Origin of the sequence: Novosphingobium barchaimii LL02 (assembly GCF_001046635.1) — a bacterium.
Lineage (GTDB): Bacteria > Pseudomonadota > Alphaproteobacteria > Sphingomonadales > Sphingomonadaceae > Novosphingobium > Novosphingobium barchaimii.
Genome location: NZ_KQ130459.1, coordinates 84,071 through 96,633, shown reverse-complemented (window position 1 = coordinate 96,633; position 12,563 = coordinate 84,071). Strand labels below are relative to the sequence as shown.

13 protein-coding genes are annotated in these 12,563 nt (G+C 64.5%); 4 read left to right on the top strand and 9 right to left on the bottom strand.

The genetic code is table 11. From position 1 onward, the window contains the following. Positions 1-60 precede the first annotated feature (60 nt). Complete coding sequence (gene rutA, locus V474_RS22130) at positions 61-1,143, bottom strand: pyrimidine utilization protein A (RefSeq protein ID WP_059153390.1); 1,083 nt, start codon at positions 1,141-1,143, stop codon at positions 61-63. 23 nt (positions 1,144-1,166) lie between these two features. Next, complete coding sequence (locus tag V474_RS22125) at positions 1,167-2,585, bottom strand: amidase (protein ID WP_236711392.1); 1,419 nt, start codon at positions 2,583-2,585, stop codon at positions 1,167-1,169. Positions 2,586-3,429: 844 nt separating this feature from the next. Here V474_RS22125 and V474_RS22120 point away from each other — a divergent pair. From V474_RS22120 to V474_RS22110, 3 genes are read left to right on the top strand one after another with little or no spacing between them, the layout of a single operon-like run. Next, positions 3,430-3,858, top strand: a complete 429-nt coding sequence (locus tag V474_RS22120) for a hypothetical protein (protein ID WP_236711391.1) — start codon at positions 3,430-3,432, stop codon at positions 3,856-3,858. Further along, the gene (locus V474_RS22115; protein WP_059153388.1) at positions 3,855-5,417 is read left to right on the top strand and encodes a PepSY-associated TM helix domain-containing protein; all 1,563 of its coding nucleotides are present in this window, start codon (positions 3,855-3,857) and stop codon (positions 5,415-5,417) included. The genes V474_RS22120 and V474_RS22115 overlap by 4 nt, the downstream gene beginning before the upstream one ends. Beyond that, positions 5,414-5,695: a DUF3325 domain-containing protein gene (locus V474_RS22110; RefSeq protein ID WP_059153387.1), complete on the top strand. Its 282-nt coding sequence runs from the start codon at positions 5,414-5,416 to the stop codon at positions 5,693-5,695. Before V474_RS22115 ends, V474_RS22110 begins: the two co-directional genes overlap by 4 nt. Here V474_RS22110 and V474_RS22105 read toward each other — a convergent pair. Further along, positions 5,664-6,602, bottom strand: a complete 939-nt coding sequence (locus V474_RS22105) for a LysR family transcriptional regulator (protein ID WP_059153386.1) — start codon at positions 6,600-6,602, stop codon at positions 5,664-5,666. The genes V474_RS22110 and V474_RS22105 overlap by 32 nt on opposite strands. A gap of 111 nt (positions 6,603-6,713) precedes the next feature. Here V474_RS22105 and V474_RS22100 point away from each other — a divergent pair, with 111 nt between their 5' ends. Then, positions 6,714-7,511, top strand: a complete 798-nt coding sequence (locus V474_RS22100) for an SDR family NAD(P)-dependent oxidoreductase (RefSeq protein WP_059153434.1) — start codon at positions 6,714-6,716, stop codon at positions 7,509-7,511. Between the two features lie 314 nt (positions 7,512-7,825). Here V474_RS22100 and V474_RS22095 read toward each other — a convergent pair whose 3' ends face one another. The 6 genes from V474_RS22095 to V474_RS22070 all read right to left on the bottom strand — a co-directional run bounded on the left by V474_RS22095 (position 7,826) and on the right by V474_RS22070 (position 12,541). Further along, positions 7,826-8,845, bottom strand: a complete 1,020-nt coding sequence (locus V474_RS22095) for a response regulator (protein ID WP_059153385.1) — start codon at positions 8,843-8,845, stop codon at positions 7,826-7,828. 38 nt (positions 8,846-8,883) lie between these two features. Then, the gene (locus V474_RS22090; RefSeq protein ID WP_059153384.1) at positions 8,884-9,345 is read right to left on the bottom strand and encodes a hypothetical protein; all 462 of its coding nucleotides are present in this window, start codon (positions 9,343-9,345) and stop codon (positions 8,884-8,886) included. 1 nt (position 9,346) lies between these two features. Further along, complete coding sequence (locus V474_RS22085; RefSeq protein ID WP_059153383.1) at positions 9,347-9,787, bottom strand: TadE/TadG family type IV pilus assembly protein; 441 nt, start codon at positions 9,785-9,787, stop codon at positions 9,347-9,349. Between the two features lie 15 nt (positions 9,788-9,802). Further along, positions 9,803-9,976: a Flp family type IVb pilin gene (locus V474_RS22080; protein WP_059153382.1), complete on the bottom strand. Its 174-nt coding sequence runs from the start codon at positions 9,974-9,976 to the stop codon at positions 9,803-9,805. 79 nt (positions 9,977-10,055) lie between these two features. Continuing rightward, entirely contained in the window at positions 10,056-11,882 is a 1,827-nt protein-coding gene (locus V474_RS22075) for a TadG family pilus assembly protein (protein ID WP_059153381.1), read from the bottom strand. Next, entirely contained in the window at positions 11,879-12,541 is a 663-nt protein-coding gene (locus tag V474_RS22070) for a tetratricopeptide repeat protein (RefSeq protein ID WP_236711390.1), read from the bottom strand. The genes V474_RS22075 and V474_RS22070 overlap by 4 nt, the downstream gene beginning before the upstream one ends. Positions 12,542-12,563: the final 22 nt, after the last annotated feature.

Below are 12,563 nucleotides of genomic sequence, written 5' to 3'. Positions count from 1 at the left end.
AGTTCATCAAAACGGCCCCGAAAAAGGGAGAGACTGGGCCGTCAGGGTAGGCAAATGGGGTCAGGCCGCCACGAGGCGATCCGCGCGGCAGGCCATCAGCGGCTGGATCTTCTCGCCGAAGTCGACGAGACCCTTCTCGAAGTCGTCGAAGGTCAGCATGATGCCCTTGGTGCCGGGTACGGAGGCGGCTTCATCGAGCAGCTTGGCGACGGTCTCGTAGGAACCGACGAACGTGCCGATACCCAGGTTCACCGCGCCTTCCGGCAGGTTGATGTGGCGGGCAGTTGAATCCGCGCCGGCATTCTTGTCGGCAGCGCCCTGGTCGCTCATCCATGCCAGCGCGTCGACGTCGGCGCCTTCACGGTAGCTCTGCCACTTGGCCATCGCGGCCTCGTCGCTTTCGTCGGCGATGACCATGCACAGGATGTAGGCGCCCACGTCGCGTCCGGTCTTGGCGGCTGCTTCGACCAGTGCCTCCACGGTGGGGGCGTGCTTGGTCGGCTTGTTGACGCCGCCAGCGGTGACGAAGTTGTAGTCGCCGTAGTTGGACACGAACTCCATGCCGCGCGCCGACTGGCCGGCGCCGACGATCTCGATCTTGCCATTGCTGGGCTTGGGCAGAAGCTGGCAGTCCTCCATCTGGAAGTGCTCGCCCTTGAAGTCGGACTTACCATCGGTCCACAGGTCCTTCATGACCTGCACGTATTCGCTGGCATAGTCGTAGCGGTGGCCGAAATAGGCATCGCCCGGCCACATACCCATCTGCTCGTACTCACCCTTGGCCCAGCCGGTGACGATGTTGATGCCGAAGCGGCCCGGTGCGACGGAATCGATGGTCACGGCCATGCGCGCCACCATGGCAGGAGGCAGCGTCAGGATCGCGGTGGAGGCGAACAGCTTGATCTTGCTCGTCACGGCCGCCAGCGCGCTCATCAGCGTGAAGCTTTCCAGGTTGTAGTCCCAGAATTCCGTCTTGCCGCCGAAACCGCGCAGCTTGATCATGGAAAGCGCGAAATCGAAGCCGTAGCCTTCGGCGGTCTGGACGAGCTTCTTGTTCATTTCGAAGCTGGGCTTGTACTGCGGCGCATTGGCCGAGATCAGCCAACCGTTGTTGCCGATGGGAATGAACAGACCGATATCCATGGGCTTACTCCTGGGAAGAGAGGTTAAGGGAGAGAAGGAAAAGCGGAAGGTACACGGCCGAGCCAGTCCGTCGCCTGCTCGTAGGCGAAACCTCCGCACAGCAGATACTGTTCGGCCTTCGGAGGGCCGATCAGTTGCAGCGCCAGTGGCAGGCCGCGCGTGTCGAAGCCCATAGGCGTCACCAGCGCGGGGAAACCCAGCATCGAGATCGTGCGTGTCAGCGCGGACAGTTCGCCGATCATCGCCTGCATCGCCGCGCCGCCTGTCGCACCGACTTCATCGGCCAGCGGCACCGGCATTCGCGCGGCGGGTGTCAACAGGAGGTCCACCTGGGCGAAGGGGCCGGACAGCATATCCGACTGCGCGGACTTTCGCCGGCCCAGCGCCGCCAGATAGTCCTGCGGCGCCACGGCAGCGCCCGCCGTCAGGCGGTTGCGCACTTGTTCACCGAAATCCCGGGGACGTTCGGCAAGGTGGCGGGCGTGGAAGGCGGCGGCTTCGGGCGCCCATATCCGCGCCGCTATTTCCGGGTAGCCCGAATGGTCGGGGATGGCGACATCGACCACTTTCGCGCCCAGTCGTTCGAACACCGCGCGCGCGGCGGCGAAGGCCGCGGCGACTTCGGGGTGCAGGTCTTCGGTGAAATAGCGGGTAGGCACGCCGATGGTGAGGCCATCGCAGCCGGCGGCAAGACCAGCCTCGTAATCGTGGCCCGACGCGGTAAGAACCGTCATGAGCCGGGCCAGCGAACGGCTCGACGTGGCCAGCGGCCCGGCGGTGTCGAGCGTGTGCGACAGCGGCATCATCGCGGTTCCCGGCAGCAGCCCGTTGGTGGGCTTGAGCCCCACCACGCCGCAGAACGCGGCTGGCAGGCGAACCGATCCGCCCGTATCCGAGCCCAGCGCCCCCGTGACGATCCGCGCGCCGACCGCAGCCCCCGAGCCCGACGACGAGCCGCCCGAAATAGCCTCGGCGTTCCAGGGATTGCCGCAGCGCCCCAGGTGCGCGTTGTGCCCGGTGGGGCCCATAGCGAATTCGGCCATGTGCAGCCGCCCGATGGTGATCGCGCCCGCTGCCTCCAGCCGCGAAACGAGCGGCGAGGTTTCGCGCGGCAGATGGCCGCGCCAGATCAGCGAACCCGCCTCGGTCGGTATTCCGGCGCGGAAGAACATGTCCTTGTGCGCCAGCGGCACCCCGTGAAGCGACCCGCGAAGCCTGCCGCGCGCCCGTTCACGGTCGCAGTCACGCGCCTGCTCCAGCGCCGCTTCGGCCTCGATCGCGACGAAGGCGCCCAGATGCTCCCACGTCTGCGCCTTGGCGATGGCGGCATTGACGGCCATCTCGGCGCTGACGTCTCCTGCGGCGATGGCTTCGGCAAGGTCGAACAGGTCGGTGGGCAGATCTGCGTCGGGCATGGCGGTCTCACCTGATGAAAGGGTCATGCTCCCGCCCCTCGCGCTTGCGCTCGCGAAGGGCGGGAGTGAAGGCGGCGCAGCGTCCGGGAGGAGAACGATGCCGCGCCGCCCATTCTCAAATCGCGCGGGGCGGCTGCAGGGCAGCGTTCACAGTGCAGTATCCATCGCGAGACTGGAGCCGCCAGCCATGAGGGCAAAACGCTTCGAGACCATTGTGAACCCCTTGAACGCCCGAATGAGTGTCGTTTTCATTACAATGACCGATTCGCAGGCGATTGCAAGCCAGCCATCGCGACCCCCCATATAGAAAGACCTCAACGCTATCATTTCACGAGATTTTTTATATGAACACAAATGAGTGACGTTTTCATTCAATCGTAAATGGCCGCCATTTTGCACAAGGGTGCCGCCGGTCGCGCTGCATGAGGCATACCGCGAGAAAATCCGGCCTTCTCGCCTCGCTTCGCTGCTTGCTACGCCTATTCGCACAGGACCTGATTCGCCCAACCCAGATCAAAGCAGCGCCGTGACCTCACCGGGACCGCGATGACGCGGCGGACGTGCGCCAGGATGGCTGTTCACCAAGTTGCCGTGTAAACGAGGAAAATAGGGAGTTATTGCATCAGCCGCACGGCAATCGCAGCGCATGAGATCGTGATGTAATCCGTATTATAAGCCGCGCACATAAGATGCCCTGCTATTCGGAACGCTGCGGGCGGATTCCGCCTCCCGCGCATTCAAAGAGCCCTGATTTCCGGCAAACAGCCCATGGCGGGGACCTACCCGCCCCTGCACAAGCCACGCCGATCATTGACAACCACCGACGCGCGCCTTAGCGACAATAATTGAGAGTGCCTCGCAATAGCGTGCGATGCCCGTCAGAAAACGAGATGCCGTTGCGCCTGCTACCCCGCACCCAATTGCGCCCACGCGCATCATCGCCGCGCCGCCGGTCCTGGTCGGCATAGCGGCGATGGCAGGAAAAGCGCAGGGTGTGGGACGAATTCCGGCCGGCCGGACAGACGTGGCAGCGCGGTTGCTCGCGGCGATCCCGGCCAACTATCTGCTGACGTCCCTCGCGACCGCGACCCTCGCCCGCCTGCTGTGGCGCGGGCTGGGCGTCGATCCGGCCAATGCCAGCGTGGCGGCGATGCTGGCCTCCTTCGTGATGTTCTCGGTGCTGGCGCTTGTGGCGTTCGGCGTGAGATCGGCCCTTAAGCTGTGGCTCTGGATGATCGGTTCGGGCGCCGTCCTGGGCGCAGGCCTGTGGCTTTCCCTGACATCGGGAGGACGACTGTGAAGGACAGCCTGCGTCAATCCATGGCGCTGTTCCACACGTGGAGCGGGCTGCTGCTTGGCTGGTTGCTCTTCGCGATGTTCGCCACCGGCACCGCAGCCTATTTCCAGGACGAGATCACCCGCTGGATGCAGCCGGAAGTAACCGGCAGCGCCGATCCTGAAGCGTCCGCCCAAGGCGCTGTGAGATACTTGAACAAAGTCGCCCCCGATGCGATCAGTTGGTATATCACCCTGCCGAACGGCCGCAGCGCCACCACCCAGGTTTACTGGCAACCCGGCGACGGGACACGCGGTAAACGCGGCGAAACCTCCGCTGTGCTGGACCAGGCAGGCCGCGCGATCACCGTGCGCGAAACCAGCGGCGGCTTCTTCCTCTACCGCTTCCATTTCGACCTTCACTATATGCCGGTGCTGTGGGCGCGCTACCTCGTGGGTATCGCGGCGATGTTCATGCTTACGGCGATCCTTTCGGGCATCGTCACCCACAAGAAGATCTTCGCCGATTTTTTCATGCTACGCTTCGGCAAGGGGCAGAGAAGCTGGCTGGACGCGCATAATGTGACCGCCGTGATCGCACTGCCTTTCCACCTGATGATCACCTTTACCGGATTGGTCACGCTGGCCTCGATGTACATGCCCTGGGGCATCGCCGCGAACTATGCCTCGCCGTCGGTATTTCAGGAGCAGGTTTTCGGCCGCGAACCGGCGGCCGAACGCAGCGGCAGGGCCCAGCCGCTCGTCGATCTTGCGCCGCTGATGCGCGCGGCCTCTGCCGGATGGGGCGGCAAACAGGTGGGTTATATCAGCGTGACGAACCCCGGCGATGCGACGGCCCGCGTCCTGTTCACCCGGTCGCCCGGCGCTGCCATTGCCGCGCGCGGAGAGACGGCCGCCTTCGCAGGCGCCACCGGCAAGGATCTGGCCGCTCACACCGCCAGCGGCGCGGCGCTGGCGACGGAAAGCGTGATGATCGGCCTGCACACGGGGCGCTTCGCCCAGTGGGGCCTGCGCTGGCTGTATTTCCTGAGCGGCATCGGCGGCACCGTCATGGTCGGCAGCGGACTGGTGCTCTGGACCGTCAAACGCCGCGCCCGCCTCCCCGATCCGGCGCGGCCGCACTTCGGCTTCCGTCTTGTTGAACGGCTGAACATCGCTGCGATCCCCGGCCTTGCCACCGGCATCGCCGTCTATTTCCTCGCCAATCGCCTGCTTCCCGCAGATCTTGCCCAGCGGCCAGACCGCGAGATCGACAGCCTGTTCCTCGCCTGGCTCGCCGTGGGCCTGTGGGGCATGGTGCGCCCCGCCGGACGGGCATGGACCGAGACGCTGGCCCTCGCCGGGGCCTGCTTTGCGGCGGTGCCGGTAGTCAATGCTCTGACCACTTCGCGCGGGTTCGCCGCCAGTATCACCAATGGCGACTGGCTGTTCATAGCGTTCGATCTGGTGATGATCGCGCTGGCGGCCTGCTTCCTGCACGCGGCTGGCAAAGTGGCGCAGCACCGGGCGAAAAAGGCGGCGGCCCCGCTCCGCCGGACTTCGCGCAAGGCGGTGAGCCAGTGATCCACACCCTTGCCATAGCGCTGGCCTGCGCGGCGTTCCTGATGCTTGCGCTGTCGATGAAGCGCCATCAGCGCGACCTTGTCGGCCGCACCGTGCCCGAGGCCCGTGCCAGGCTTGCCCGGATCGCCGGCTGGCTGCTCATCGCGCTCTGCTGGGCGCTGGAAGGCTGGATGCTCGGCCCGGCGCTGGGCACGATCGTCTGGATCGGCGAAGTCAGCATGGGGGCATGGCTGGCCATCGCCATCATCAACTGGCGCGCGGACCGGCCCGCTCGCTGATCTTCGGCGGCGCGCCCGGTAGCCTCAGGTGCGCGTCAAGAAAGTCCAGAAACGCCCTGATCCGCGATGCCAGCCGCTGGTGCCCCGCATAAAGCGCGTGGATGTCCTCGTGGTCGCCCGGATTGCAGTCGCGCAGGATCTCGACCAACCGGCCCGAAGCAAGATCGGCGGCAACGTGGAACCGGCCCAGCCGGGCAATACCGCCGCCGGCTGCCGCCATCATCCGCACCACTTCGCCCGAATTGCCCATGAACACGCCGTCTATCGGCCGGTGAACAAGCGTTCCTTCGACGAGGAACGGCCATGTGTCTACCGAACGGCGGAAGCTGAAGCGCAGACATGCGTGCTGCGCCAGTTCACGCGGATGGACGGGCTCGCCTCGTTCCCGCAGATAGGCAGGGCTGGCGACCACGGCCATCGCGCTGCGCCCCAGCTTCTTCGCCTTGAGCCCGGTATCGCGTAGCGGACCTATGCGGATGGCGATATCCGCCCGCTCCTCCACCAGATCGACCAGCGTGTCCGACAGCGCCAAATCCAGCGTCACGCCGGGGTGAAGCGCCTGGAATAGCGGCAGGATCGGCAGCAGGCACTGGGTTCCGAACGGCACCGAAGCGTTGATCCGCAAAGGCCCCCGGGGCGCTTCGTCAGCGCGCGCGAAGCCGCGCTCCACTTCGTCGATCTCGGCGACGAGCCCGGCCACGCGCTCGCGGTAGAGTTCGCCTTCCGCCGTCAGCGCCAGCGCCCGCGTGGTGCGAGACACCAACTGCGCCCCCAGCCGCGCCTCCAGCCGGGCGATGGCGCGGCTGACCGCCGACGGGGTAAGCCGCAGCGCCCGGGCCGCACCGGCAAAGCTGCCGCTTTGCGCGACGGCGAGGAAGATCTGCATTTCACCGAAGCGGTTATCCATATATCGTCGCATCCGTGATTTTGAATCACTTCTAAGATGCCCTCGCGCTGGCTGTTCATCAATACCACTGCGTCCTACATTCGCGGGCAACATCGTGAAGGACTTTATCTCATGGATTTGAAACTCACCGGCAAGACCGCTCTCGTTACCGGATCGACCGCCGGCATCGGCCTTGCCATCGCCGAGCGCCTTGTTGGCGAAGGCGTCGACGTGGTCATTTCGGGCCGTAACCGGCACAAGCTCGACGAAGCCGCCGTCAAGGTCGCTGCCAAGGCTGCGCAAGGCGGCAAGGTGCGCGCCGTCCTTGCCGATCCCGCGACGGCCGAAGGCGCCGCTGCGCTGATCGCGGCGGTTCCGGATGTCGACATTCTGGTCAATAACCTGGGCATTTACGAGGCCAAGCCCTTCACCGAGATTTCCGACGAGGACTGGCACCGCTTTTTCGAGGTCAACGTCGTCAGCGGCGCGCGCCTGGCCCGCCACTACTTCCCCCGGATGCTCGCCAGGGACTGGGGCCGCGTGATCTTCATCGCCAGCGAAAGCGGGCTCGTGATCCCCGGCGAGATGATCCACTACGGCATGACCAAGACCGCCCAGCTCGCGATCGCCCGCGGCCTTGCCGAGCAGACGCGCGGCACCGGGGTGACGGTGAACTCGGTCCTGCCCGGCCCGACCCGCTCGGAAGGGATTGTCGAATTCATCCGCTCGGTCGTCGAAAACAAGGACGCCCCCGAGGCCGAGCGCGAGAAGGAGTTCTTCACCAAGCTGCGCCCGCTTTCGCTGATCCGCCGCCTGATCGAAGCAGACGAGATCGCCGCACAGGTGGCCCTGCTCGCCAGCCCGCTCGGCGCTGTCACCAACGGCGCTTCGGTTCGAGTTGAAGGCGGCATCATCCCAACCATCGCATGACGGGCATGATCGCCCCCTGACTGCCAGCAGAAGCATGACGGACGCTGTGTCCGTCATGCTTCACGGCGTCGCCAGGGGGGTGAGATAACGCTGGAACAACCGCGTAACACTCGGGCGTAAACTCAACGACGCCCGAGAGACCGTTTGAGAATGGGCTTTGCCCATTTTGCCGCACCAGCCCACTCCCCCACCCGGCCACCCATAGAATACTGCCGTTGGGTGGCCGGGTGGGCGAGTGGGCTGGTGCCGCCTTCAAAATGCGCTCTTCTGCGCATTTTTCAAACGATCTGCGAGCATCCCGCCGAGAGCCGGCATCAGCCGCGCTGGCGTACCTGCTCCGTGAGGTAATCCACCAGCGGCTTCTCGCATTTGGGATTGATCGCCAGGAAATGGCGCCGCCGATCGTGTTCGTCGGGCAGGCGGCACAGCACCTCTTCGTCGACAAGGCGGCGCACCAGCCTCAGCGCGGTGCTCATCGGCGCGCCCGACGCGATGCAGGCGCTCGATACCGAAACCTGACGCTTTTCGATCTTCGCCAGCAACAGGTCCAGCATCATCGCCCAGGCCGGGTCGCCGAACAGTTCTCCGCCGCCGATCGCGCGCCGCTTGGTTTCCCGGCGGAGCTGATCGCGGATGAACACGGTCAACTGCTCCGGCGTGACCGGTCCGCCCGGCAGCGGCGAGGAAACGGATGGCACCGGCGCCTCCGCCGGCGCCGAGGAGCGACCCGGCTCGTCCATCAAATGGGCAAGGCGCTGCAGTTCGGTGCTGAGATTGGAAATCTTGTCGATCAGAACTTTGCGCGCGCCCGGTGCGGGCGCCAGCCCGCGAATACGCTGCAGCGCGCGGCGCAGGTCGGACTGGCTGATCGGCTTTTCCAGAAAGTCGATCGCCGAGGCCCGCATCGCGTCGATCGCGACGTCCTTTGTCGCATAGCCGGTGGCCATGATGAAGCGCAGCTGGCGCCCCTCCGCCTCGGCCTGCTGCGCCATTTCCTGGATCAGGGTGATGCCATCGAGCCCGGGCAGGTTGTAATCGACGATGGCGATGGAGATGTCGTGGTCGACAAACAGGGCCAGCGCCTCGTCGGCGCTGGTCGCCACGAAGGGCTCGTAGCCCATCTGGCGCAGGCTGAAAGCGCATTCCTTGCCCCAGTCGGCATCGTCGTCGACGATGAGTACCGGTTCGACGGACTGGAATGCTCCTGCTTCCGTCGCCTTTGGCAATTCCGCCGAGGCTGCACGTTCGACTGCATATTCCGCACCGAAATCATTGTCTTCCGAGGCATTGGGTCCAAGAATCGACCCTAGTCGGGTTCGCCAGTTCTTAGGCATCGCATCGTCCCGTCATAGTATGTTTGCGAACACCTATATCACAATCCAGGCAGATGTTGTTGCATGGCGACCGAAACAATGGCCATTGCCACGATCGCCGAAGCATCGGGCCGGCGCCTGACAGCACCTGCCCGCTGAAACGCGGCGATCACAAATAGAGTGAATAGCGCTACGACCACCATTGCCAAGGCCCCATTTACACCGAGCCACGTAGAACCCGCGGATAGCAGCTTTATCTGCCCGCCGGTGAGTATCCGCAGCCGGGTCCGCATCCGCAACAAGGTGACCGCGCCGCCGGCCAAGACAAGGCATCCCAGCCCCGCAGCGCACGATAGCGCAAGCGCCGGAAGCCCGCCCAGCAGCATCGCCCCGGTCAGCCCGCAGGCCGCCAGCACGATGTAGAGCCAGTCCGGGGGCGTATGCCCTTCCCATGGCAGTATCACGACGGGTATCAACACCAGAACCAGCAGGGCCAGGTAGAAATATCCTGCGGCATCCACGTCAGTAGCCTCCGTTGGTGACCACGACGCTGGCCTGGACGTTGCTTGATGGAAGCGGAATGAAGTTACCGTAGCGCATGATCGGGCTGCCGCTCATGTCATAGCTCACCTGTACCTGAAAAGTGCCGGTAGTAGTGCCCGCACCGGCAGTAATCACCGGCTGGTGGCCACCGCCCAGCATGGCGCCGTAATTGGTGATCACCTCCATCGCGCGCGCCTGCGCAAGCGAGACGCGCTCGGTGCTGGAGAGGCCGGCGACAGCGGCCCGGGCCCCTTCGGCGGCGGCCTGACGCACGCCGATCACGGCGGTGAAGTAGATCGAATAGACGATGATCGAAAAGACAAGGGCCAGCAGCGCCGGAGCCAGAAAGACGAATTCCAGCGCTGCGATGCCCTGCTCGCACTTCAGCAGTTGGAACAGATTCCTTGCTGACTTGCGCATCACCGCTGCTCCCTTTCAAGTGGCCGTGAAAATACGGGCGAAGGCAGCGATAAGTGACGAGCGGAAAGCCGCCCCTACTGCACCAATGGCTGCCACAACAATTGCGCCAAGCACGGCGTATTCGACTGCCGTCAGGCCGCGCTCATCGCTGCGGAGACGGATCATAAGCTTCTGAATTGAAGTCATCATAGTATTCACTCCCCAAATCCTCCATTTCGACAGAGGCCATCACCAGGCAGGAGGGAAGCCCGATGGCGCCATTGAAACCTTAGATCAGCACCGGCACACCGCACCGCGCGCCGCTTACCCAGACTGTGGCATGGCCCAGTTCGACACCGAGCGCGGCCAGGATATTGTCGAGCAGCGGGTCGGTAGTGTTTCCCAGCACGCCGCCAACGGTGTTCACCACGCTCAGAACATTCGACAATGCCTGCGCATCCGTATTCACGATGCAGCCCACCAATATCGTACATGCCTTGAGCTTCAAATCTTTGGTCAAACCCTGCAACGTCGCGCCAACCTGCAGCCTGTTGCCTACAACCACCCCGCCGCCGAACGAGATCGGCTGTGCAGGATCGAAGGTCTGGTTTGGGTCCGGTACAAAAGTAATGTTATTATTGCTCGCACCAATTACAGGTTGCACCACGGCTTTGCCTTGTATCGCGGCCAACTCGATTCCCAGGAGGCTTGTCCTAAGTATATCTGTATACTCAAAGTCTGAACTCGTGAGTATTGGTACGGGTTTAGTCATTGCATTTGCGTTAACGAGCTTGCCAAGATAAACATTCACAAGGCCGGAATTTGCAGCCAAAGTGACTGTAGTTTGGCTACTCTGTTCAGTTTTGCCCGCACAATCGATCTTGGCGATGGTGGCCTGCGCTGCATCCACATCGATAACCAGCGGCACCTGCGCTTTTGCGCCCACGACATTCAGCAAATTCAGGTTCACCACCTGCACATCGACCTGGAGACGCAGCATGGAAGTGCCGACCGTCGTTTCTCCGGCGGGGCCGAAAGCGAAGCGCGGACGGTCCGCCAGTCCGGTGCCGACGGCCCGGATCGCCACGACGCTGTTGGGCACGACCAGGCTGACAAGGTCCGACGCATCGATCGCGCCGGGGCCGCCCTGCACGGCATAGGAGATCAGCTGATAGGCATTGAGCCCGGCGCGCAGGCCTGGCCGCACTTCGGTCCCGCCGACCGGCATGTTCTTCCACACGCCCAGCCCGAACAGCCCGGCAAGAGGCACGCGGTAGCCATTGCCCGCCGCCGTGCCGAACGAGCGCAGGGCAGTCGCGGTGGCGGCGGCAGTGACGGTGTTGCCCGCATAAGTCGCATCGGCGGCGGCATAGGCGATGTCCTGAATGCCGTAAGTGCCCTCGATAAGCTGCTGGTACGTGCCGCTCTGGCCGGCGCGCTTCGCGAGCGCGTCGAAGAAGCGGCCGGCGTCGACATTGCCGCCCATCAGCGCCTCGATGTCGGCGGTGGACAGCAGCAGCTTGATGCCCAGCAGCGCGCCGAGCAGTTCGTTGACCGAGTTGACCAGGGTATTTGTGACCGTCAACAGGCCCGAGGTGACAGCGATCCCCGCCTCGTCGACCCGTGCGGCGCTGGCCGTTGCGCCAAGCTGGGGGATGGGGCTGGCGCTACCCAATGTGCCCGACAGGAACTGGCGGCTGTCCTTGCCCGTCGTCAGCCGCACCGCATTGTTCACCGAACTGCCGGGGCAGCTGGCAACGTCCGGCGAACCCGCCGCGACAAAGCGCGAGCCCGAAGCACGATCGATATTGGCGCAGTAATAGCCAACCTCGACCGTCTTGAGCACGGAAGCGTCATAGCCATTGCGCGTCAGGTAATCGACCGCACGGGACTGCGCGTGCGCCGGGTCCATTGCGGCGGCGAGCGCGGCCGCCTCGGTGGCGGAGCGCAAGTCTCGATTGCCCGAATAATAGAGCGCAACGTCGAGCGCGAGACCCGCCGCCGCCAGCAGCGAAACACCAAGCACGGCGATCATCGGTCCGACAACACCGCTGTCGTCCCGCGCAAGTTCACGTAAGCGGCGCAGCCACCGCTTCCGGGTGCGCCCTTCGATCATGAGCCCAGCGACACGGTGCCGCCTCCCGCCACCGCAAGGCGTGCTGCCTCGCCCGCCACTTGCTGACGCAGCCGCGCTTTTTCCCTGATGTCGGCAACCTTCGAAAGCAGGCCATCGGCTTCGGCCAGCCTGCCGGTGACGGTCAGGGCGAGCATCAGATTGTTGCGCACAACAGCATCGTCAGGCGCAAGATCGTAGGCCCCGCGCAGGGTCTCCACCGCTTGCGCGGACTGCCCGGCGCGAAGCCAGGCATAGCCCAGCGCATTGGCGATGAAGGCATCGGCGGGACTGACCTGCAAAGCTGCAGCATATTGCACCGCCGCTTGCCTCCAGTTGCCCTCCGCCGCAAAAACGTGACCGCGCATCGCCTGGGCCGCGCCGCTACGGTCGCTGGATGGGATTCGCGACAGGGCAGTGCGTGCGGCCGTCACCTGGCCCAGGTCGAGCAGGCAATTGACGCGCAGCAATTGCGCCTCGCGGTCGTCGGGATGCTGGCGGTCGAAATCGTCGAGATACGCAATCGCGGCGCGCGGACGCCCATCGGTCCGCGCCTGCCGGATGAGCGAGATGTACAGCCCCCGCGTCGACCCTTCCAGCGCCCCCTGCCCCGATGCGTCAGCCGCGATCGCGGAACCCGCGCCCGCCATCGGCATGGACATGGCCATTGCAAGCAAGACAAGG

Bases quoted from the DNA above. Each gene is read 5' to 3' on its own strand.
- V474_RS22075 (WP_059153381.1), bottom strand. From the start codon at position 11,882: ATGATCGAAGGGCGCACCCGGAAGCGGTGGCTGCGCCGCTTACGTGAA.
- V474_RS22070 (WP_236711390.1), bottom strand. From the start codon at position 12,541: ATGTCCATGCCGATGGCGGGCGCGGGTTCCGCGATCGCGGCTGACGCA.
- V474_RS22125 (WP_236711392.1), bottom strand. From the start codon at position 2,585: ATGACCCTTTCATCAGGTGAGACCGCCATGCCCGACGCAGATCTGCCC.
- V474_RS22100 (WP_059153434.1), top strand. From the start codon at position 6,714: ATGGATTTGAAACTCACCGGCAAGACCGCTCTCGTTACCGGATCGACC.
- V474_RS22095 (WP_059153385.1), bottom strand. From the start codon at position 8,845: ATGCCTAAGAACTGGCGAACCCGACTAGGGTCGATTCTTGGACCCAAT.
- V474_RS22080 (WP_059153382.1), bottom strand. From the start codon at position 9,976: ATGATGACTTCAATTCAGAAGCTTATGATCCGTCTCCGCAGCGATGAG.
- V474_RS22120 (WP_236711391.1), top strand. From the start codon at position 3,430: ATGCCCGTCAGAAAACGAGATGCCGTTGCGCCTGCTACCCCGCACCCA.
- V474_RS22105 (WP_059153386.1), bottom strand. From the start codon at position 6,602: ATGGATAACCGCTTCGGTGAAATGCAGATCTTCCTCGCCGTCGCGCAA.
- rutA (WP_059153390.1), bottom strand. From the start codon at position 1,143: ATGGATATCGGTCTGTTCATTCCCATCGGCAACAACGGTTGGCTGATC.
- V474_RS22085 (WP_059153383.1), bottom strand. From the start codon at position 9,787: ATGCGCAAGTCAGCAAGGAATCTGTTCCAACTGCTGAAGTGCGAGCAG.